The organism is Flaviaestuariibacter flavus (genome assembly GCF_004337505.1).
Classification (GTDB): domain Bacteria; phylum Bacteroidota; class Bacteroidia; order Chitinophagales; family Chitinophagaceae; genus Flavisolibacter; species Flavisolibacter flavus.
Genome location: NZ_SJZI01000008.1, coordinates 85,942 through 106,890, shown reverse-complemented (window position 1 = coordinate 106,890; position 20,949 = coordinate 85,942). Strand labels below are relative to the sequence as shown.

Annotated in this window: 20 protein-coding genes; 11 read left to right on the top strand and 9 right to left on the bottom strand. The window is 54.7% G+C overall.

Annotated elements, in window-relative coordinates; translation table 11 throughout:
• Positions 1-16 precede the first annotated feature (16 nt).
• Together ribD and EPD60_RS04690 are read left to right on the top strand one after the other, a co-directional pair.
• Positions 17-1,054 (top strand): bifunctional diaminohydroxyphosphoribosylaminopyrimidine deaminase/5-amino-6-(5-phosphoribosylamino)uracil reductase RibD, encoded by a 1,038-nt coding sequence (gene ribD / locus EPD60_RS04695; RefSeq protein ID WP_165871413.1) that lies wholly within the window; start codon positions 17-19, stop codon positions 1,052-1,054.
• A 14-nt stretch (positions 1,055-1,068) separates the two neighbouring features.
• Complete coding sequence (locus EPD60_RS04690) at positions 1,069-1,668, top strand: IMPACT family protein (RefSeq protein WP_131447353.1); 600 nt, start codon at positions 1,069-1,071, stop codon at positions 1,666-1,668.
• Positions 1,669-2,076: 408 nt separating this feature from the next.
• Here EPD60_RS04690 and EPD60_RS04685 read toward each other — a convergent pair whose 3' ends face one another.
• Together EPD60_RS04685 and EPD60_RS04680 are read right to left on the bottom strand one after the other, a co-directional pair.
• Positions 2,077-2,526, bottom strand: a complete 450-nt coding sequence (locus EPD60_RS04685; protein WP_131447351.1) for a DUF1493 family protein — start codon at positions 2,524-2,526, stop codon at positions 2,077-2,079.
• Positions 2,507-3,397, bottom strand: a complete 891-nt coding sequence (locus tag EPD60_RS04680) for a 3-hydroxyacyl-CoA dehydrogenase family protein (protein WP_131447349.1) — start codon at positions 3,395-3,397, stop codon at positions 2,507-2,509. The genes EPD60_RS04685 and EPD60_RS04680 overlap by 20 nt, the downstream gene beginning before the upstream one ends.
• A gap of 197 nt (positions 3,398-3,594) precedes the next feature.
• On the opposite strand from EPD60_RS04680, the gene EPD60_RS04675 reads away from it, so the two are divergent.
• Positions 3,595-6,447 carry a DEAD/DEAH box helicase gene (locus tag EPD60_RS04675; RefSeq protein WP_131447347.1) on the top strand — a complete coding sequence of 951 codons (2,853 nt, stop codon included), beginning with the start codon at positions 3,595-3,597 and terminating at the stop codon, positions 6,445-6,447.
• A gap of 12 nt (positions 6,448-6,459) precedes the next feature.
• On the opposite strand, the gene EPD60_RS04670 is transcribed toward EPD60_RS04675, so the two are convergent.
• The 4 genes from EPD60_RS04670 to EPD60_RS04655 all read right to left on the bottom strand — a co-directional run bounded on the left by EPD60_RS04670 (position 6,460) and on the right by EPD60_RS04655 (position 10,398).
• Positions 6,460-7,365, bottom strand: a complete 906-nt coding sequence (locus tag EPD60_RS04670) for a hypothetical protein (RefSeq protein WP_131447345.1) — start codon at positions 7,363-7,365, stop codon at positions 6,460-6,462.
• A gap of 3 nt (positions 7,366-7,368) precedes the next feature.
• Complete coding sequence (locus EPD60_RS04665) at positions 7,369-8,580, bottom strand: AAA family ATPase (RefSeq protein WP_131447343.1); 1,212 nt, start codon at positions 8,578-8,580, stop codon at positions 7,369-7,371.
• A 2-nt stretch (positions 8,581-8,582) separates the two neighbouring features.
• A complete protein-coding gene (locus EPD60_RS04660) occupies positions 8,583-9,674 on the bottom strand; it encodes a DUF262 domain-containing protein (protein ID WP_131447341.1) in 1,092 nt (363 codons plus the stop codon).
• Between the two features lie 85 nt (positions 9,675-9,759).
• Positions 9,760-10,398 carry a carboxypeptidase-like regulatory domain-containing protein gene (locus tag EPD60_RS04655; RefSeq protein ID WP_131447339.1) on the bottom strand — a complete coding sequence of 213 codons (639 nt, stop codon included), beginning with the start codon at positions 10,396-10,398 and terminating at the stop codon, positions 9,760-9,762.
• 97 nt (positions 10,399-10,495) lie between these two features.
• On the opposite strand from EPD60_RS04655, the gene EPD60_RS04650 reads away from it, so the two are divergent.
• Positions 10,496-11,590, top strand: coding sequence for an Mrp/NBP35 family ATP-binding protein (locus EPD60_RS04650; protein WP_131447337.1), 1,095 nt, complete (start codon positions 10,496-10,498; stop codon positions 11,588-11,590).
• A 75-nt stretch (positions 11,591-11,665) separates the two neighbouring features.
• Complete coding sequence (locus EPD60_RS04645; RefSeq protein ID WP_131447335.1) at positions 11,666-12,301, top strand: FMN-binding negative transcriptional regulator; 636 nt, start codon at positions 11,666-11,668, stop codon at positions 12,299-12,301.
• A 115-nt stretch (positions 12,302-12,416) separates the two neighbouring features.
• On the opposite strand, the gene EPD60_RS04640 is transcribed toward EPD60_RS04645, so the two are convergent.
• From EPD60_RS04640 to EPD60_RS04630, 3 genes are all read right to left on the bottom strand, one after another.
• Positions 12,417-12,794, bottom strand: a complete 378-nt coding sequence (locus EPD60_RS04640) for a hypothetical protein (protein WP_131447333.1) — start codon at positions 12,792-12,794, stop codon at positions 12,417-12,419.
• Between the two features lie 2 nt (positions 12,795-12,796).
• A complete protein-coding gene (locus EPD60_RS04635) occupies positions 12,797-13,789 on the bottom strand; it encodes an amidohydrolase family protein (protein ID WP_131447331.1) in 993 nt (330 codons plus the stop codon).
• Positions 13,790-13,942: 153 nt separating this feature from the next.
• The gene (locus EPD60_RS04630; protein ID WP_131447329.1) at positions 13,943-14,473 is read right to left on the bottom strand and encodes a 3-hydroxyanthranilate 3,4-dioxygenase; all 531 of its coding nucleotides are present in this window, start codon (positions 14,471-14,473) and stop codon (positions 13,943-13,945) included.
• Between the two features lie 66 nt (positions 14,474-14,539).
• Between EPD60_RS04630 and EPD60_RS04625 the strand changes: the two genes are divergently transcribed.
• From EPD60_RS04625 to EPD60_RS04600, 6 genes are all read left to right on the top strand, one after another.
• Positions 14,540-15,325 (top strand): SDR family oxidoreductase, encoded by a 786-nt coding sequence (locus tag EPD60_RS04625; protein WP_131447327.1) that lies wholly within the window; start codon positions 14,540-14,542, stop codon positions 15,323-15,325.
• Positions 15,326-15,390: 65 nt separating this feature from the next.
• Entirely contained in the window at positions 15,391-16,875 is a 1,485-nt protein-coding gene (locus EPD60_RS04620) for an aldehyde dehydrogenase (RefSeq protein ID WP_207896544.1), read from the top strand.
• 148 nt (positions 16,876-17,023) lie between these two features.
• A complete protein-coding gene (locus EPD60_RS04615; RefSeq protein WP_207896543.1) occupies positions 17,024-17,443 on the top strand; it encodes a RidA family protein in 420 nt (139 codons plus the stop codon).
• Positions 17,444-17,693: 250 nt separating this feature from the next.
• Positions 17,694-18,965: a kynureninase gene (gene kynU, locus EPD60_RS04610; protein ID WP_131447323.1), complete on the top strand. Its 1,272-nt coding sequence runs from the start codon at positions 17,694-17,696 to the stop codon at positions 18,963-18,965.
• Positions 18,966-19,043: 78 nt separating this feature from the next.
• The gene (locus EPD60_RS04605) at positions 19,044-19,451 is read left to right on the top strand and encodes a GxxExxY protein (protein ID WP_131447321.1); all 408 of its coding nucleotides are present in this window, start codon (positions 19,044-19,046) and stop codon (positions 19,449-19,451) included.
• 80 nt (positions 19,452-19,531) lie between these two features.
• Entirely contained in the window at positions 19,532-20,881 is a 1,350-nt protein-coding gene (locus EPD60_RS04600) for an FAD-dependent oxidoreductase (RefSeq protein WP_131447319.1), read from the top strand.
• Positions 20,882-20,949: the final 68 nt, after the last annotated feature.

The following is a 20,949-nucleotide window of genomic DNA, read 5'->3' as shown; positions in this document are numbered from 1 at the left end:
GGGCCACGAAACCTATATGCAACGCTGCCTGCAACTGGCGCGCCTCGGCGCCGGGAGTGTTGCGCCCAACCCCATGGTTGGCGCGGTGCTTGTTCACGGACACCGCATCATCGGCGAAGGCTACCACCGCCGCTATGGCGGTCCGCATGCCGAGGTGAATTGCGTGAATGCCGTGGCCGAAGCCGACCGGCACCTCATTCCGGAAAGCACACTGTACGTATCGCTCGAACCCTGCGCGCATTTTGGAAAAACACCGCCCTGTGCCGACCTGATCGTGCGGGAAAGCATCCCGCGCGTGGTGGTCGGCTGCCGCGACCCTTTCCCTTCGGTGAATGGCAAGGGCATCGACAAGCTGCATGCCGCGGGCATCGAAGTGATCAGCGGCGTGCTGGAAAGCGAGTGCCGCGAGCTGAACCGCTTTTTCTTTACCGCCCACACCCGCCACCGGCCCTGGATCACGCTGAAGTGGGCCCAAAGCGCCGACGGCTTTATCGCCGGCGCAAACGGCCGCCCGGTGGCCATCTCCGGCGCCCTTACGGCCCGCTATGTGCACCACCTACGCGCCACACACAGCGCTATCCTGGTGGGCACCAATACCGCTTTTTTCGACAATCCGCAGCTCAACACCCGGCTCTGGCCCGGCCCCGATCCGTTACGCATCGTACTCGACCGGCAACTACGCCTGCCCGCGTCTTTGCACCTTTTTAACGGCGAGCAGCCAACGCTGGTGCTGAACGAGCTGCGCACCGAGCAGCACCACAACCTTGAATATGTGCGGCTGGAGGCAATGACCGGTCCGAACCTGATTAAACGCCTCGGGAGTATGCTGTACAGCCGCGGCGTACACAGCCTGCTGGTGGAAGGCGGCGCGCAGGTGCTGCAGCACTTTATCGATGCCGGCTTTTGGGACGAGCAGCTGATCATCACCGCACCGGGCATGCGTCTTCAGAAAGGCATTCCGGCGCCAAAGCCGTCGGGTGGTGCGCTGGAGGGTAGCGACCACTTCGCCGGCGACCGGGTAGACCGCTACCGCAATCCCGCGAATCCGTACTAAGTTTGCGCCCTCTGATGACGCATTTTCACACGATCGAAAAAGAGGCCCTGGCCGAATTCCGCGACCGCGGCAGCACCTTCCTGGCCTATGCCTTTCCTGTCGCCTCGGCCGACGAGTTCAAGAAGCGGCTCAAGGAGCTGAAGGAAGAACATCCCAAGGCAGCGCACCATTGCTTCGCATACCGCATCGGCACCGACGGCAACAACTTCCGCGCCTCCGACGATGGTGAGCCCTCCGGCTCGGCCGGCAAGCCGATCCTGGGGCAGCTGGATAGCAAGGGCGTCACCAATACGGCTATCGTGGTGGTGCGCTATTTCGGCGGAACACTCCTCGGAGTGCCGGGCCTGATCAACGCGTATAAAACGGCCGCTTCCTTTGCCCTGCAACTGACGCCGCTCATTCAGCGGCCGGTGCTGGTCAACTACGAGCTGAATTTCGATTATACACTGATGAACGATGTGATGATGGTGGTAAAGCGCTTTGGCTGCACCGTCATCGAAAACGAGGCGCAGCTTTTTTGCCGCATGGTGATCGGTGTGCCGAAGAAGGATGAGGAATTATGCCGGCAGAAATTGCGGGATATGCATACACTTGATGTGCGACCGGTGAAGTAGGAGGTGGGTGTTGGCCTGCTGGGTTTGCCTGACGGCGGTATTTTTTAACGCTAAGGATATTTTCGGGGAGGTGGACTTGGGTGCGGTCACGCTGCTGCTTTTGGAAGTGCAGTTAGTCTTATAGTTCGTGGTTGCGGAAGGCGCGCTAAGCGGGGCCGGGCGCTCAGGGGCACCCGGTGTGCTCTTTTGGGTCAAGGCATCACTGCCCGATGATTCTGCGCCTTTACGCGTTAATTATTGGATGCCTGCCGCAGGCAGACATAGCTCCCGCAACGCACTGACCGGGATCATAGGACATTAGCCGACCAGTAAAACTGCCTCCCCAAACGGTAGTCGTAGAAAAAGCCTCCGTGCCCTCTGCGAAACGCTCTGCAAACTCTGCGAGAAAAAACCTCGTAGTCTGAGGCACTACCACTTCCGTGCTAAGTAGGCCAGCAGCAGGCAGCCCGCGATGAACAGCAGGATGTTGATCAGGTAATCAACGCGCGAGGAGGGAATCTCGTGCTCGGGATATTCGATGTTCCAGTAGCCGGCGTTGGCCATCTCCCAAAGCATGAGCGGGGTAACCGGGATGCGCTGCACGCGCTCGTAGGGCGGTTTGTAGAACATGCCGCCGATGCTGTGGTCTTCTTCGTTGGTATGAAAGTACCACTTGTAGTTGCTGACGTCAGCACCGAAGCGCATGCTGAAGTGCTCCACCAGGTCGGTGAACTTTTTGCCGGTGCAGCCCAGGTCCTCGAAGAGATCCTGTTCCGCTTCCGCGTCGGGGCGTCCCGTCTTCCAGCGTACGAAAGACAGGACGTCCGCGAGCGGGATGCCGTGTTGTATTTCTCCGGTATTATTTTCTGAATCCTGCACTGACTACAAGGTCTTTGCTGCCGGGAGTATAGGTGTAGAATCCTTCGCCGCTCTTGGCGCCGAGCTTGCCGGCGGTTACCATATTCACCAGCAGCGGGCAGGGCGCGTACTTCGGGTTGCCGAAGCCGTCGTGGAGCACACGCAGGATTGAAAGGCATACGTCGAGACCAATGAAGTCGGCCAGCTGCAGCGGGCCCATCGGGTGCGCCATACCCAGCTTCATCACGGTGTCGATCTCCTCTACGCCCGCAATGCCTTCGAAGAGGCAGGAGATCGCTTCGTTGATCATCGGCATCAGGATGCGGTTGGCGATAAAGCCCGGGTAGTCGTTCACCACGCAGGGAATCTTGCCCAGTTGCTTGCTGAGCGATACGATCGTTTCGCTCACTTCTGCTTTTGTTGCATAGCCGTTGATGATCTCCACGAGCTTCATCACCGGCACGGGGTTCATGAAGTGCATCCCGATCACGAGCTCGGGACGCTTTGTTACCGAGGCGATTTTCGTGATGGAGATGGATGAAGTATTGGAAGCAAGGATGCAGCCGGCGGGTGCGGCCTCATCGAGCTGGCGGAAGATGTTCAGTTTGAGATCCACGTTTTCCGTGGCGGCTTCCACCACGAGTTCCGCGTCTTTCACGCCATCGGCGATGGCGGTAAAGGTGGTGATATTGGCAAGGGCCGCAAATTTCTGCTCCTCGGTGACACTGCCTTTGGCCACCTGGCGGTCGAAGTTCTTACCAATGGTAGCAACCGCCTTATCGAGCTGGGCCTGCGACACGTCGATCAGTGAAACCGAAAAGCCCGACTGGGCGAAAACGTGGGCGATGCCGTTTCCCATGGTGCCGGCGCCGATCACTGCAACTTTCTTCATATGCAAGATTTGAGTGCCGCAAAAATAAGGTTTTAAGGTTGTGGGGTTCTGAGGTTCTACGGTTAGGATACCGGAATCTGGAAACTGCGACCCTGAAGCACAAGTGAAAATTTCGGGCGTCCGGAAGGGTTGGTAGCGAATAAGTACCAATTAACCAATAGACCAATTAACCAATAGACTTTTATCTTCGCCGGTCCATGCAAAACACCAAAGCTACCTCCCTAATTTACGTATTACGCCTGGAAACGCGCCGCCCCGGGCTGACGACGCCGGCCCTCGAGCTTATGTCCTTCGACCCGGCAAAAAAGCTCTATGGCATCCCTGAAAAAATTACTACCCGCGCCATCAAGCAGCACTTCGGCACGGCGCCGGTAGCCGTGCAGCAGGCGCTGACCGCTTTTTCTGAGGAGGCGCTCAAAGCGAAGCGCGAAGAGCTGGCCAAAAAGCACAAGGCAGGTCGCAACAGCCAGACGCTGGCAGCCTTCACCACGGCGGCGATGCAGCGCTACGGACAGGAATGCTTCGCGGCCCTGCGCGAGCAGGCCCCGGCGCTGCGCCTCATGCATGCCGTGCCGCTGGAAGGTTCCCGTGTTCGCCTGCAGTCTTTTCGCTTTCTAACCGAGCAGCCGCGCCTTTCTTTTGTTGTAGAACGGGAAGGCGCCGCCCTCGCACTGCGGACGCTGGTAGACCTTGGCGGCGGGCCCGAGCCGCTGGAGCAGTTCCTGCGGCACCACTTCCTGCTGGAGCGCAACAACGAGTATGCCCTGCTGGCGCAGCGCGACTATGCCACGCTGCTGTGGCTGCACAAAACCTGCCCGGGCACCTGGGAGGGCGACCCGCTGCAGTTTTCCGAGCAGGTGCTCGACTTGCTCGACAAGCAATACAGCGTCAACCGCAACAATTGCTTCGAGGAAAACATCATCGAATGCGTTCCGGAAAACCGCGTTTACCTGAGCGAGATGATGAATAAATACCTCGTGTTCACGCCCGCCTGGAACTACGAAGGCATCGAGCTCGATGGCGTTGGCAAGACCGAGGAACGCCGCAAGGCCGGCGGCCGCGAGTGGCTTATCCGGCGGCACCGCGAAACGGAAAATGCCTTCGTGGAGGAGCTGCGCGCCCTGCATCCCAACTTCGCCAACCAGCTCAATGGCTACTTCCACCTCGACTTCAAAGACGCCCAGCACAAGGGCTGGTTTCTCAATGCCTTTTACAAACTGCTCGACCGCGACGTTGCCGTGCTCGGCCTCAGTATGCTGCAGCATTTCCGCTGCTCCGAGCACAAGCCGGTGACAGAGACAGAACTCCTTTCCGCACCCGACGATCCGCAGATCCGCGTGCGCTTCAGCCTGCGCTTCGGCGCCGAAGCGGTGGCCCTGCCGGCGCTGCAGAAAGCGATCTTTTCGGGACAGCGTATTGTATTACTACGGGACGGCGCCATGGGCGTGTTGCCCGCCGAATGGTTCGATACCTGGGCGACGCTGATCCGCCATGCGCGGATCGAGAAAGACGTGTTTACGGTGCCGCGCTGGCTGGCCCTGGCGGGCGACGAAGGCGAATCATCCGTACTCAAGCCGGTGATCAATACCGGCTGGTGGACACGCTGGCAGCAATGGCAGAAAAGCGAGGATGCGCAGGTGCCCCTGCCGTCGCTGCTGCAGGCCCGCCTGCGACCCTACCAGCAAAAAGGCTTTGAATGGTTGCTGCTGCTTCGCGACGCGGGTGCTTCTGGCCTTCTTTCGGACGATATGGGTCTCGGCAAAACGGTGCAGACGATCGCCTTTATCTGCCGCCTGCTGGAGGAAACGCCGGGCGGGCAGCACCTGATCATCTGCCCGGCCTCGCTGGTGTACAACTGGAAGCAGGAGTGGGAGCAGTTTGCGCCTTCGGTGCGTGTTGGCCTGTTTCAGCGCGAAGGCAGCGACGCCGATGCCGCGCCGCCGCAGGTGCTCATCGCCACCTACCACCTGGTGCGCAACCATGCGGCAGTGCTGGAGCAAACCATGTTCGACTCGATCATCCTTGATGAAAGTCACCAGATCAAGAACCCGGCGGCACAGATCACGCGCGCCGTTTGTGGCCTCCAGGGCCGCTTCCGGGCTGCGCTGAGCGGCACACCGGTGATGAATAACACCTTCGACCTTTACGCGCAGCTGCACTTCCTGCTGCCCGGGATGTTCGGCTCGCGCGAGTTCTTCCGCCAGCAATATGCCGATGCCATCGACCGCAATGGCGACGCCGAAAAGATCGCCGCGCTGCGTCGCCTGACGGCGCCCTTTATCCTTCGTCGTACGAAGAACCAGGTGGCTACCGACCTGCCTGCCAAGACCGAGCAGGTGCTCTGGTGCAGCATGGGCACCGACCAGCGGATGGCTTATGAAAGCGTAAAAGAAAAGATCCGCAGCAACGTATTGCTGGAGATCGAGCAGCGGGGCCTCGAGCAGGGCAAGATGAGCGTGCTTGCCGGCATTACCCGCCTCAAGCAATTGTGCTGCTCGGCCGAGCTCGTTCGCGACGAAGACGTGTTCACACAGGATTCGGTAAAAACCAATGTGCTGCTCGAAGAGCTCGAACAGCTGGTAACGGATCACAAGGTGCTGCTCTTTTCGCAATACACCGGTATGCTCGACCTGCTTGGCGATGCGCTTCAGAAAGCCCGCATTCCCTTTCTTCGTCTCGATGGCAGCACGCCCGCCGAGGCGCGACAGGGCCTCTGTAACCGCTTCAACGACGAGGCGTCGCCGGAACGCGTCTTCCTGCTTTCACTCAAGGCTGGCAACGCCGGTCTCAACCTGATGGCGGCCGATTATGTCTTCCTGTTCGATATCTGGTGGAACGCCTCCGTGGAGCAGCAGGCCATCGATCGTACGCACCGCATCGGGCAGACGCGGCCGGTATTTGCCTACCGCCTCATTTGTAAAGACACGATCGAGGAGAAGATCCTGCAGCTGCAGCAGCGCAAGAGCCACCTGTCGTCGGAACTGATCCAGGCGGAAGAAGGCTTTGTGAAAAGCCTGACGCTGGAGGATGTGAAGTTTCTGCTGGATTAGGTTGATTAGACGTTATAAATGAACCCCTATATGACCAATCAAAATTTTATGTTCACTAATCTCTTGTAGACCTTCATGGAAATATATCCGGTATTGATAATGTTTTGAATCACCAAGATTGTCACTTTGTGAAAGTCTCAAATGTGGGTAGCAAGTCACATCTATATTTTCCCCTCGATTATTTTGAAATGTAAAAGTGAGTTGACGTTTTGCCGAATTTTTGTCTTTTGACGCCGCTGGCTCTTCTAGATTACACTCACTCGTCAGTGTTTGGTATTTGATCGACTCATTCTCAAATCTCCTTTGGCGGTAATAAAAAAAGACGTCATTCAAATATCCGAGATGTTTTACTATTGACTTTGCGAAATCAGGAAGTATCGCAACTACAGTATTGTTGACCCTTGGATGAAAATAGAGGTTGGGAAAATATATGCTACATTCACTTATGAAATCTTGATTCGGATATTGCGCTAAAAAATACCTTCGAAATTTATACCAGCCCTCTATCCCGTATATCAGTTGCGACTCTTCTGCTACACCATCGATTCTATGAAACGCTATTACTCCATGACAGGTATTGTGATCATGAAGTGGTAATAGATCTTGGATGACTTCTTCGGATGTAAAGTTCCTATTATTTGCTCTTTGAAGTAAACCAAGAAGAGCGTTGACTACGTCTCGATCAATGATTTTTTTCAGTTCATCGGCGCGCTCAAAGAAGTCGCTAACTAAAAAATCGCCATAGAAACTAACAACATAAATTAAATCATAGTTGACATAAAGCTTATTCCGGTCTGCATGTTCATTAATGTATGTAAAATCAATTGCAAGTTGCTTTATCTTATTTTCTATTTCAATTGCAGAATAAGTGTTATTATGCTGAAAAGATTCCGGTATTATGTACAGCTCTGCAATCATGCACTATTTGCCTAGTTTAAAGATTTTAGCTAAATCAATCTCTTGTTGATCAAAAAATCCGGCGGGCCAATTGTCTATTTTTCCTTTTTCTTGGATAGTCAGTAGGGTTGGACGAAAGTTTTCGTTGAAATATTGAATAGTGATGTCCTCTCGATCGAGTGAAATATTTGGGTTTAAAGCACTTACTCGTAGGCCATTCAATATGTGCTCACTGTGCGATTCAATAAATACTTGAACACCGCAGGATGCAACTTTTGAAAAGAACTCGGCGATTCTAGATTGTGCTCTAGGATGAAGGTGGGCCTCAGGGTTTTCAATGATAATGACATCGCCTTTTTGCGCAATCAAACCAGTCACAATTAGTGGCAAAATGTAACTGTAGCCGAATCCAACGTTAGTCGGTTTGTAATTATGGGAGGTATTTCGATTATTAATTAACATCCAAAGGACACTGCTGGATTTTTCCATTCCTTCCAAACGGATTTTCGCCCCTTCTAGAATGTAGGACAACCATTCCTCTGTTTGTTGTCTGACTGAGTTGGCATTCTCTCCGATATATAAGTTTTCATGAACAGACGGTAAGTCCGGCCTCGATAAAACATTTAAAACGTATTCTCCCTTTGGTCCAACATTTTGGAAGTCTTCGCCCTTCAATCTTGCTTTGTCAACATACTTAACAGGACCTAATCGATCGGCGCTTATGTAGTGAATGTTTTTAATTCCTTGGTTGAAAAATATCTTCTTCGATTCGATAAACATGTGAGTTGGATCCGGGATGCCTTGGAAAGAGTCCTTTAAGTTTTCTTGAAAGAGGCCTAAGATTTGATCCAATTTAGAAATTTCCTCGAACTCTTCGCTTACTATGACTTCATACTTTCCGGATTTAGCAATTAGGTCATCGGTTTCATCTTCATCAAAAGTCAAATTTGCTTTGAGATGATCATTCACGCCGATATTGAAGCTAATTGCAGTATTTCTAGGGGTATCGCTATTTTTAATATCATCAAAGTTTCCTAGTTGAATATAACGCCCGTTAAGGACAAGCTTTTCGATTTTTCCAGTTGCTTCAAATGATTGAGAAAGTAATAGGATACTTTGTAAAACTGTTGATTTCCCTCGCCCGTTAATTCCGGTTAATAAATTTAGTTTTCCGAAGTGGAACACCGGCGATTCTTGAAAGCATTTGAAATTGTTTATCTGAATAAAATTTACCATTTCTATGGATTTAGTAGTAAATGTGCCAATCGAAAGCGGTCGATAACTTTTTGCCTATTGCCAGTTGATTTCGTTACAGCCTCTAAATAGACTTTATCAGCTATCAATGTAAAATAATTGTGATAAATTATATGTTCATTCTCTACTAAGAATTGGTCATCTTTTGATGATAAATAATTGCAGACGCTCTCTAGAATAGCAGTATTAATTGTACCTCTGGTATGTTGTGTCGGAATACGGAAGTTCTTATGTCGCCAAATACGAAACGACCAGTTCATTACTCTTTCGAAGTCATCTATCATGTCGTCAATTTGATGATCTTCCATGATATTTATTTTTCGCATAGCTGCCTCTACATAACTACTCATATCCCCAGTATATTCAGAGTTGTAATCGAACCATCTAAACGCGAGGTATCGAAGAACAACCTCTCGATCCTTCATTCTATTATCGCGCACACCGAAATCAATTGCCTTTCGGAAATATGGTTTTTCCGAAAGGTCCTTAAGCAATCTGGTCGACTTGCCGATGAAAATACAGTTTCTAACTTCTTGCCGATTTAATTGAGTTCCACCGGTGTTAATCCTATTAAATAAATCATAAATAACAACCATGGGTGTAGATGGCTTCAAAACGAACACAGTGAGCTTTTTATCTTCAAATTTCGATTGAAGACTTTCAGGTAGATCCTTGAAATATTTCCCATTATATTTAGGTAGCGCCTCGATACCTTCTAACGCAAATGCTCCGTCATAATATTCTTTTAGAGCTGTAGTTCGCTGCAGTCCATCAATAACAATGTATCTAGATTCCTTTGTTTCGTTTAAGTAAATAGGAGGAAGGGGGAAGTTTAGAATAATTGACTCAATAAACTTGCTTTTCTGGTGGATTTTCCAAACTTGGTTTCTCTGGAAATCAGGTTGAATTGTAATTTTATCTTTCTTTAGCTGACGTAAATATTCATAAATAGTAAATGGCGTGTCACCGATTTCAATATCTGTGAACGCCGGATCATATGGATATATTCCGCCATCATTATTATCTTCTTCCTCTGTATCACTATCTAATTCGATAATGTCTTTTTCTTCCAACATATGGTCGTTTTGCGATCTAAATGTAAAAGATTTGAATTAGACGATTATTTCATGTTGCAAGATTCTCAGTTCGAATAATTCCCTACTATTCCGACTTTTTCTTAAAATCCCCGCGCTTCCAGGCCTTGATGAACTCTGCCCAGGCCGCCGGGTTGAAGATGTTCTGCGGCGGCATCTGGCCGGAGTAGACAGCCTTGTTCGCGATGTTGCGGAACTGCATATTGGTGGCTTCGCGGCCGTCGGCAGGCATTGTTTGCATCAGCACGCGGCGCTTGGCCACGTCGTTGTTGCGACGGGCGATCTCGATATCGTCATCGGGCACCTTGGTGTTGACGAAGTCGCGGCCGAACTGCTGCGGGGTGGGGCGGGGGCGGATGATCGTAGCCGGGAGATACACCGTGTCTTCCACCATCAGCTGCACCATGCTTTGCTGGTTCTCCTTCAGGTCGCGGGGGATGACGACGGTTTTGGGCTTGTAGCTCACGTGGGTGAATTCCACGATATCGCCCTTCAGCACCACGATGGAGAAAACGCCCTGGTTGTTGGTGATGGTGCCGCGGTTCTGGCCTTTGATGGTAATGCTCACGGCCGGGATGCCAACCAGCGAATCGGCGGTCATAACAACGCCGTAAAGCTGCACCACGGAGTCTTTGACGCCTTCAAACTGGGCACTGGCTTTTTGGGCAAAAAAGAGGAGCAGCAGCAGGGGTAGCCATTTTCTCATCACCTCAAAAATAGCCCGATACGGCCGTTCGGCATCCACCGGGCAAGCGGCTTTGTGCTAACTTTGCGCATTCGTTAACAAAAATAACGCCGCCGCCATGACCCGTGAAGAAGTGCTCAAAGCGCTGGGCAACGTACAGGAGCCCGACCTCGGCAAAGACCTTGTCACCCTCAATATGATCCGCGATCTGGAGATCAGCGGCAACGATGTTTCCTTTACCATCGTCCTCACCACACCTGCCTGTCCCATGAAGGACATGATGCAGAAGGCCAGCATCAATGCCATCAAGCTGCTGGTGAACAAAGAGGCCAATGTTACCGTCAACTTTACCTCCAGCACCACCACCATCCGTGCCGACAAGAGCAGCGTGCTCCCGGGCGTGAAGAATATCATTGCCGTAGTGAGCGGCAAGGGCGGCGTGGGCAAGAGCACCGTGTCGGCCAACCTTGCCCTGGCCCTGGCGGCCGGCGGCGCCTCGGTAGGACTTCTCGACGCCGATATCTACGGCCCCAGCGTGCCCATCATGTTCGGGGTGCGCGGTGAGCGGCCCATGATGACGCAGATCGGCGAAAAGGCCTACATCGTGCCCCTGGAGCGCTATGGCATCAAGCTGCTTTCCATCGGCCTGCTGGTGAACGAAAAAGACGCCGTGGTATGGCGCGGCCCGATGGCCTCGAGCGCCATCCGTCAGTTCATCACCGACGTGCACTGGGGTGAGCTCGATTACCTGGTGATCGACATGCCGCCCGGCACCGGCGACATCCACATGACCGTGATGCAGACCGCGCCCGTAACCGGTGTGGTGGTAGTGACGACACCGCAGGACGTGGCCCTCGCCGACGCGAAGAAAGGCATCGCCATGTTCGGACAGGCGCAGATGAACGTGCCCATCATCGGCCTTGTGGAGAACATGAGCTATTTCACCCCCGCGGAACTGCCCGATCACAAGTATTTCATCTTCGGAAAGGAAGGCGGCAAGCGCCTCGCCGACGAATACGACCTGCCCTTCCTGGGCCAGATCCCGCTGGTGCAAAGCATCCGCGAGGGTGGTGATATCGGTGTACCGGTGATGATGACCGACGACCGCATCACGCGGACGGCCTTCGAAGAATTTGCCGGTCTCGTGGCCCGCTCGGTGTCGATGCGCAACGCGCACTTCAATCCTGAGCAGATCGCCGATGTCGTGGAATAAGCGATTCATCCCCCGAATTGCCGGAGTTAAAAGATTCGATGCAGCGTTCACAGCGCTGCATTTTATTTTTGAGCCATGTACAACCTTCCTGAATTCAAGGAGCAAGATGCAGCGCTCGTGAAGCAATTCATTACCGAACATCCCTTTGCGATGGTAATCGGCGTATCCGGGGAAGGTCTTCCCGTAGCTACACAGATCCCGGTGCTGGTGGAAGAGCGGGCGGGCAAACTGTTTCTCTCCGGTCATATGATGCGCAAGACCGATCATGAGCTGGCCTTCAGCGCCAACCCGAATGTGCTGTGCGTTTTCAGTGGCGCGCATGCTTATGTCAGTGCCAGCTGGTACAGCAACCCGCAGCAGGGTTCCACCTGGAACTACCGCTCGGTGCATGCCCGCGGCCCGATGCGTTTTCTTGACGACGCAGGATTAATCGAAGTGATGCGCAGGACGAGCCTGCACTTTGAAGGCGGCAATGCAGCATCTCCCACGGCATACGATAACCTGCCCAAAGATTACACGAGCCGCCTGGTAAAAGCAATCCGTGGCTTTGAGGTGGACGTAGAAAGCCTCGAGCACGTTTTCAAGATGAGCCAGAACCGCGACCAGGAGAGCTACCGCAATATCATCGGCAAGCTCCGCGAAGGTGATTCCGAAGCGCAGGCCGTTGCAAAAATCATGGAGGACGGCGAAGAGCGCCTTTTTACGAAATGAGTGCCGCGCATCACGGCAAGGCCGTTTTTCGAACACAACGAATTCACCGTGTTAAGACAGCAGGAGGTGCCCCTTGACGGCGCGGTGCTCCACAACTTCCGGATGCGGAAAGCGCTTATTTACTGAGCATACCCAGGACGGCGCCGTCGGGGTCTTCGAGCTCCAGCGAATCGGCGGTGACCTTCAGCAGCCTGAGGTCGTTGATGTCCGGCTTCCCGTTGCGGCCCGTAACCGTGGTTATGATGCGTCCCGACTCCTTATTCAGTTTCCAGATGCCTTTGTCGACCTGCCCGTCCATGCCCTGCTGGTAGGCACCATCTTTCCCGAAATACATCCAGGGACGCTTTGCCGGCGCCGTTTTCAGCGGCGGCTCCACTGCCTGCCCGTTGAGGCGCATGTAGCCGAAATACCAGCGTTTGTCGAAAAGCTGGTCGTTCTGGTCGCGGACCGTAAAGGCCGTCAGCAGCAACAGCGCAAAAAGGAGTAGACGCATAATTACCGGTTTATGCCCAGCCAGTCGAGGGCGTTTTCAGACAGGAATTTAGCACGCGTACCCGGATCGGTCACCAGGTTTTCCACGAGCGCGCCGGGATGATGTTCGCCGAGGGGGAAGGGATAGTCGGAGCCGACGCAGATCTTCTCATCACCCACTGAGGCACGCAGAAAGGCAAAGGCGGCGGGATCGTGCACCAGGCTGTCCACCCAGAAGCGTCCCAGGTAATCGCGCGGGTTGACGGTGTTGTCGACCTGCACCAGGTCGGGACGAACGGCATAACCGTGCTCGATGCGGCCGATGGTGTAGGGGAAGGAGCCGCCGCCGTGGGCGAAGGCGATCCGCAGCTTCGGAAATTTTTCCAGCACGCCGCTGAAGATGAGCGAGCAGAGGGCGCGCGTGGTTTCAGCGGGCATGCCCACCAGCCAGGGCAGCCAGTATTTCTGGATGTCTTTTTCGCCCATCATCTCCCAGGGATGCACGAAGAGCGCGCAGCCGAGCCGCTCCGCTGCTTCAAAGAAGGGCAGCAGCGACGGGTCGCCGAGGTTGAGCCCGTTGACGTTGGTGCCGATCTGCAGACCCGGCATCCGCAGCTCTGTCATGCAGCGCTCCAGCTCGCCGATGGCCAGGTCCACATCCTGCAGGGGAACCGTGCCGAGGCCGATAAAGCGCTCCGGCGACCGGTCAACGGTTTCGGCTATATGATCGTTGAAAAAGCGGGAGGTTTCGAGGGCGTCCGCAGGCTTTGCCCAGTAGTTAAAAAGCACCGGTATGGTCGACAGCACCTGCATCGTGACGCCCGTGGCATCCATTTCGGGCAGGCGCGCCTCGGGCTTGAAACAGTTGTCCTCCACCTCGCGAAAGAGCTTGTCGCCCTTCATCATGCAGGCCCTGCAATTGCGGTGCTCGAGATGAATGAATTCGCCATAGCCGAACTTTTGCACCCAGTTGGGCATCCGCTCGGGCATGATGTGGGTATGAATATCAATCTTCATATCGCTGATGTCTGATGTCTGATTTTGCTGACGCATGCAAAGGTGCGGGATAACCTGTCGAAATCCGGAGCTAGGATCTAATAATTACAGACTTCCAGCTTTATTGGTAAGACTGACTAAAAAATCAGACATCAGCGATCAGACATCAAAAAATTATTTCTTCACCGGTGGTTCCATCACGTGCCCGCATTTCTTGCAGGTGCGGAGGTCGACGTTTGAGTAGAAGCGCTCCATGATGGGCGGGAGTTGCCTGACGATGTCTTTTACAAAAACATATTCTTCATAAAGCTTGTTGCCGCATTTTTCGCAAAACCACATGAACGCATCTTCCTCGTTCTCTTCTTCGTTGCGGATTTTTTCGATGACGAGGCCCACGGTGCCCGCGCCGCGCTGGGGCGAGTGGGGGGTGTTCGGGGGCAGCAGGAACATATCGCCCTCGTTGATCGGGATGTCTTTAGGAACTCCCTCATCGATGATCTTCAGCACGATATTGCCTTCCACCTGGAAGTAGAGTTCCTCGCTTTTGTTGAAGTGGTAGTCCTTGCGCGCGTTGGGGCCGCCCACGACCATCACGATAAAATTCTCGGCATTCTTATACACGCACTGGTTGCCCACCGGTGGCTTCAGCAGCTCGCGGTTGGTATCGATCCATTGCTTCAGGTTGAAGGGCGCGGTGACGGCCATGGTTGCAAGATTTGCCCTAAAAATAAGCGCTCCGCCGCTTACGGAAAACAAACTAAGTTTGAGGCCATGAATCTTACCCTCGAAGGCAAACGGGCGCTGGTTTGCGGCGCCAGCCAGGGCATCGGCCTGGCCATCGCCGCCGAGCTGGCCCTGATGGGCGCGCAGTGCATCCTGCTGGCCCGCAACGAAGAGCTGCTCCGCTCCGCCGTAGCGCGTCTTGACAATACGCTGCAGCAGGTGCATCGCTACCACGTCGTCGATTTCAATGATGCCGCCGCAACGGAGGCGCTGCTCGCGTCGATCGTGGCCGAAGGGCCCGTGCACATCCTGGTGAATAACTCCGGCGGCCCCGCTGCCGGTCCTATCACGGAGGCGACCGAAGACCAGTTTCTCCAGGCTTTCCAGCAGCACCTGCTCACCAACCACCGGCTCACAAAAGCGGTGATGGGACGTATGAAAGAAGAAGGCTACGGACGCATCATCAATATCGTTTCCACCTCGGTGAAGATCCCGCTCAAAAACCTGGGTGTTTCCAACACCATCCGCGGCGCGGTTGCCTCCTGGGCCAAGACGATGGCCAATGAGCTCGGGCAATTCGGGATCACCGTCAACAATGTGCTGCCGGGCGCCACGCGCACCGGCCGCCTCGAGGCGATTGTTAACAACGCGGCACAGAAAAAAGGTACCGGCACCGCCGAAGTGGAAGCCGAAATGATTGCCGAGATTCCCGCGCGCCGCTTCGGCGATCCCGCGGAGATCGCGGCGGTGGCGGCCTTCCTCGCCACACCGGCGGCTGCCTATGTCAACGGTACCAGCATCCCGGTGGATGGCGGCCGCACAGGGAGCATCTGATCGTCTGGAATCTGAAAATCTGGAATCGAGGTGGAATAGATTCCAGATTCAAAAATTCCAGATAAATGACAATCAACATACGAAGCACCATGCTTGATCTCACCACGCCATCTTATCTCGAAAACTATATTGACGGGAACCTGACCGGCCCGCTGAGCGGCCGTTTTATCGATAACGTGAACCCGGCCACGGGTGCGGTTTTTTGCCAGATACCCGAGAGCGATGAGCGGGATGTGGAACTGGCGGTAAGCGCCGCGAAGAAGGCCTTCCCGCAGTGGTCGGTGACGCCCGCCGAGGAGCGCTTCCGTATTTTAAACCGCATCGCCACGCTCATCGACGAAAACATTGATGCCCTGGCGGAGGCGGAAACGACCGACAATGGCAAGCCGCTCTGGCTGTCGAAGCGCGTCGATATTCCACGGGCTTCCGCCAACTTCCGCTTCTTTGCCACCGGCATCATGCATTTTGCTGCCGAATCGCATACGATGGAAGACAAGGCCATCAATTACACCATCCGCCAGCCCATCGGCATTGTGGGCTGCATCTCGCCGTGGAACCTGCCGCTTTACCTTTTTACCTGGAAGATCGCTCCGGCCCTGGCGGCGGGAAATTGCGTGGTGGCAAAGCCTTCGGAAGTAACGCCGCTAACGGCTTTCCTGCTGGCGCGGATTTGCCAGGAAGCCGGACTGCCCGCGGGCGTGCTCAACATCGTTCACGGCACCGGCCCCGGCGCGGGCGAGGCCATCGTGCGGCACCCGTTGGTGAAAGCGATCTCCTTCACCGGCTCCACCCGCGCGGGCGCGCGCATCGCCGAGATCGCCGCACCGGTATTCAAGAAGCTGTCGCTGGAGCTGGGCGGAAAAAATCCCAATATCATTTTCGCCGACTGCGACTTCGACAAGATGCTGAAAACGACGGTGCAGTCATCCTTTGCCAACCAGGGCCAGATCTGCCTTTGCGGCTCACGCGTTCTTGTAGAGGAAAGCATTTATGAAAAATTCAAAACCGCCTTCCTCGAAGAAGTAAAAGCACTGAAGGTCGGCGATCCGATGGACCCCGGAACGAAGCAGGGCGCCGTGGTGAGCAGGATGCATTTCGACAAGGTGATGGGCTGCATCGAAACGGCAAAAGGGGAGGGAGGACGGATCCTCGCCGGCGGCAATGCTGTGCGTGCCGAAGGGCGCTGCGCGGAAGGCTTTTTTATCGAGCCGACCGTGATCGAAGGCCTTGGGCCGCAGTGCCGCACCAACCTCGAGGAGATCTTCGGGCCCGTGGTGACACTGCAATCGTTCAGGACGGAGGAAGAGGCCCTTGCCCTTGCCAATGCGGGCCATTACGGGCTTTCGGCCACCATCTGGACGCAGGACATCTCCCGCGCCAACCGCGTGGCGGCAAAGGTGGATGCCGGCATCACCTGGGTCAACTGCTGGCTCGTCCGCGACCTGCGCACACCCTTTGGTGGAATCAAAAATTCCGGTGTCGGCCGCGAAGGCGGCTGGGATGCGCTGCGTTTTTTTACGGAAGCGAAAAATGTGTGTGTGCAGTTGTGAGAAGTGTGCTAGTGTGCTAGTGTGCTAGTGTGCTAGTGTGCTAGTGTGCTAGTGTGCTAGTGTGCTAGTGTGCCGAAAGGTGGTAGCGAACAAGTTACCAATAGACCAATTAACCAATAGACTAATTCACTAATAAACTGAATTCCTGATGTCAGATATTATCAAGACCGATACCGCTGCAAAGCCGCTGGGTGCTTACCCGCACGCACGGAAAGTGGGCAACCTGCTTTTTCTCTCCGGCATCGGGCCGCGGAGTGCCAAAGACAACAGCATCCCGGGGCTGGTGCAGGATGCGGAAGGCAATATCGTTTCGTACGACATCGAGGCCGAGTGCCATTCTGTTTTCGCCAACGTGAAAGCCGTGCTGGAGGCCGCCGGCAGCAGCTGGGACCGCATGGTGGATGTGACCGTGTTCCTGACGAATATGAAAAAGGATTTCCCGGTTTATAACCGCATCTACGGCGAGTATTTCCATAGCATCGAGGCCTGCCGCACCACCGTTGAGGTGAAAAGCCTGCCTACTCCGATCGCCATCGAGCTGAAGGTGATTGCGACGGTGGAGGGATGATGTGTAAGTTGTATAGGTGCGCAGCCGACAGCGTAGCTGTCATTGCGAGCAGAGCGAAGCAAACTCCTCATTTTCGCAGAATGATCATGTCTGAAAAGAAGTTGCGAATTGAAGCTTTCACGAGCTTCGATCAGTTTTAAGGTCAGGGAGTTTGCTTCGCTACGCTCGCAATGACGGCCTCCGGCCGTCGCTTCGCGACCAATACATTCACGATTAACGATTGACGATTCACGAACTATCTTAGCCCGCCATGCAATACGAAAACACATTGGAATTCGCCCGGCAGCAGGATGCCGCAGACCCGCTGAAATCTTTCCGCGAAAAGTTTTTCATCCCGCAGCACAACGGAAAGGATACCGTCTACCTTACCGGCAACTCCCTTGGTTTGCAACCCCAATCCACCCGCGAATACATCCAGCAGGAGCTCGACGACTGGGCGCAGCTGGGCGTGGAAGGGCATTTCCAGGCAAAGAATCCCTGGCTGCATTACCATGAGCTTTTCCCGTCACTGCTGGCGCCCATCGTAGGTGCCTTGCCCCACGAGGTGGTGGCGATGAACCAGCTCACCGTGAACCTGCACCTGCTGATGGCCACCTTTTACCGGCCCACGAAAGATCGGTTTAAGATCCTTTGTGAAGCCAAGGCATTTCCGTCTGATCAGTATGCGCTCGAGTCGCAGGCCCGCCTGCACGGCTTTGATCCGAAAGAGGCGGTGGTGGAAGTGGCGCCGCGCCCCGGCGAGTACTGCCTGCGCGAGGAAGACATCATCGATGCCATCAACCAGCATGGGCCGCAACTGGCGCTGGTGCTGTTTGGCGGCGTGAATTACTACACCGGGCAGGTGTTGCCGATGCAGGCCATCACCGATGTGGCGCACAATGTGGGCGCGCTCGCCGGCTTCGACCTGGCGCATGCCGCGGGGAATATCCGGCTCCAACTGCATGATTGGGACGTGGACTTCGCCTGCTGGTGCAGCTACAAATACCTCAACAGCGGACCGGGTTCTGTAGCCGGCGCCTATATCCACGAGCGGCATTGTACAAATACGGAGCTGCCGCGCGCGGCCGGCTGGTGGGGCTATGAAAAGGATACGCGCTTCCAGATGAAGCCGCTTTTCAAGGCCATCCCCACTGCCGAGGGCTGGCAACTGAGCAACGCACCGGTACTTTCGATGGCCGCGCACCGGGCATCGCTCGACATCTACGCCGCGGCCGGCATGGATGCGCTGACGCAGAAAAGCAAGACGCTCACCGGCTATCTTTTTCATGTGCTCGACGAAATCAACGCGGCGCAGGAGGTGAAGGTGATCGAGGTCATCACCCCGCGCGGCGCGGGTGAGCACGGCTGCCAGGTGTCGCTGCTGATGCTGCAGAAAGGCCGTGAAGTATTCAAGGCGCTCACCGAGCGCGGCGTGATCGCCGACTGGCGCGAGCCCAACGTCATCCGCGTGGCGCCGGTGCCACTTTATAATTCCTTTGAAGACGTGTGGCGCTTCGGGGAGATCATCCGGGAAGTGTTGTGAGAAAAACAACAGGAAAGAACGCTGATTTCCTATGATTTTTATGATTGGCGCTGGTTAGTTTCGACAAAAGCGCTGGCCATGTACGATAACTATCTGCACGCAGATCTAACGAGGAAAATCATCAAGGCTTTTTATGTCGTTTACAATAAACTTGGTTACGGATTTCTTGAAAAGATCTACAAGCGGGCGCTGCTGATAGAGCTCCGGAAGATGGGCTTGCACTGTGTTGAAGAAGCGCCTGTTCGTGTGTATTATGATGGTGAACTTTTGGGTAATTTTTATGCAGTTATCGTGGTTGAGGACAAAGTAATAGTCGAGCTCAAAACAGCACACGATTTTTGTGATGCCGATGAAGCGCAATTGGTAAATTACCTTCGGTCAACCGACGTTGAGGTTGGCCTGCTTTTGAATTTCGGGCCTGAACCCGAATGTCGCCGACGCGTATTTTCAAATGATAGGAAGAAGTTGCCGGGCAACCCCCAATAATCTAAAAACGGGTCATATCGACGACTAGAAAGTATCTTAGCGAATCATAAGCATCTTATAAAATCTGCGTTCCTCCGCCCATGGCAACTCCAACCAAATCCATCCTCATCACCGGTGCCGGCCTCGTCGGATCGCTTCTTTCCATCTACCTCCGCCGCCGCGGCTACGAGGTGAGCATCTACGAGCGGCGGGGCGACATGCGCAAGGAAACCGTGGAAGCCGGGCGCTCCATAAACCTGGCGTTGAGCGACCGCGGCATCAAGGCACTGCAGGGTGTCGGCATCGCGGAAGAAGTATTGCAGATCGCCATACCGATGCATGGCCGCCACCTGCACCAGCCGGATGGCTCGCACGCTTTTCAGCCCTACGGCAAAGAGGGACAGTATATCAATTCGGTGTCACGGCACGAGCTCAACTGCAAATTGCTCGACCTCGCCGAACGCGAAGGCGTGCACCTGCATTTTCACCAGCGCTGCGACCATGTGAACTGGAAGAAAAAGGAAGTGCATTTCGCCGGCCCCAATGAAACCAGCACTGTACCGTTTGATCTTCTTTTCGGGGCCGATGGCGCTTACTCCGCCACGCGGCTTTCGCATATGCTGCAGCACCAGAAGTTCGATTACCAGCAGTATTACATCGACTGCGGCTATAAGGAGCTTTCCATCCCGGCGGGTGCCGCTGGTGCTTTCCAGCTTGAAAAGAACGCGCTCCACATCTGGCCACGCGGCAATTATATGCTCATCGCCCTGCCGAACCTTGACGGCTCTTTTACCGGTACGCTCTTTTTCCCCTTCGAAGGAGAAACGTCGTTCGAGCGGCTGAAAACAGAGGCGGATGTAGAAGCGTTTTTCAGGCAGACTTTTCCCGACCTGGTGCCGCTCGTTCCCGACCTCGCGCGGCAGTTCTTTCATAATCCCACGTCTTCGCTGGTAACCGTGAAGTGTTTCCCCTGGGTGCGTGGCGATCACTTCGCGCTCATCGGCGATGCGGCACATGCCATCGTGCCCTTCTTCGGTCAGGGCATGAATGCGGGTTTTGAGGATTGTACCGTACTGGCCGAACTGATGGAGCAGTGGGGCGACGACTGGGAGCCCATCCTGGCGGAATACCAGGCCCTGCGCAAGCCCGACGGCGATGCCATCGCCGACCTGGCCATCAACAATTTTACCGAGATGCGCGCCCGCACCGCCGACCCGAAGTTTCTCCTGCAGAAAAAGATCGAGGCCTGGGTGCACGAATCGCATCCCGACCAATGGATTCCTGCCTATTCGCAGGTGACCTTCAGCCCGCATATCCGTTACAGCGAGGCACTGCGCAACAGCCAGCGGCAGGAGGCCATTATGCAGGAAGTAATGAAAGACCCCGATATAGCCGAGAACTGGAAGCGGGAGGACGTAAAAGAAAGAATCCTGGCGGCGCTGAGAGGGTAATGCGGTAATGCGGTAATGCGGTAATGCGGTAATGCGGTAATGCGGTAATGCGGTAATGCGGTAATGCG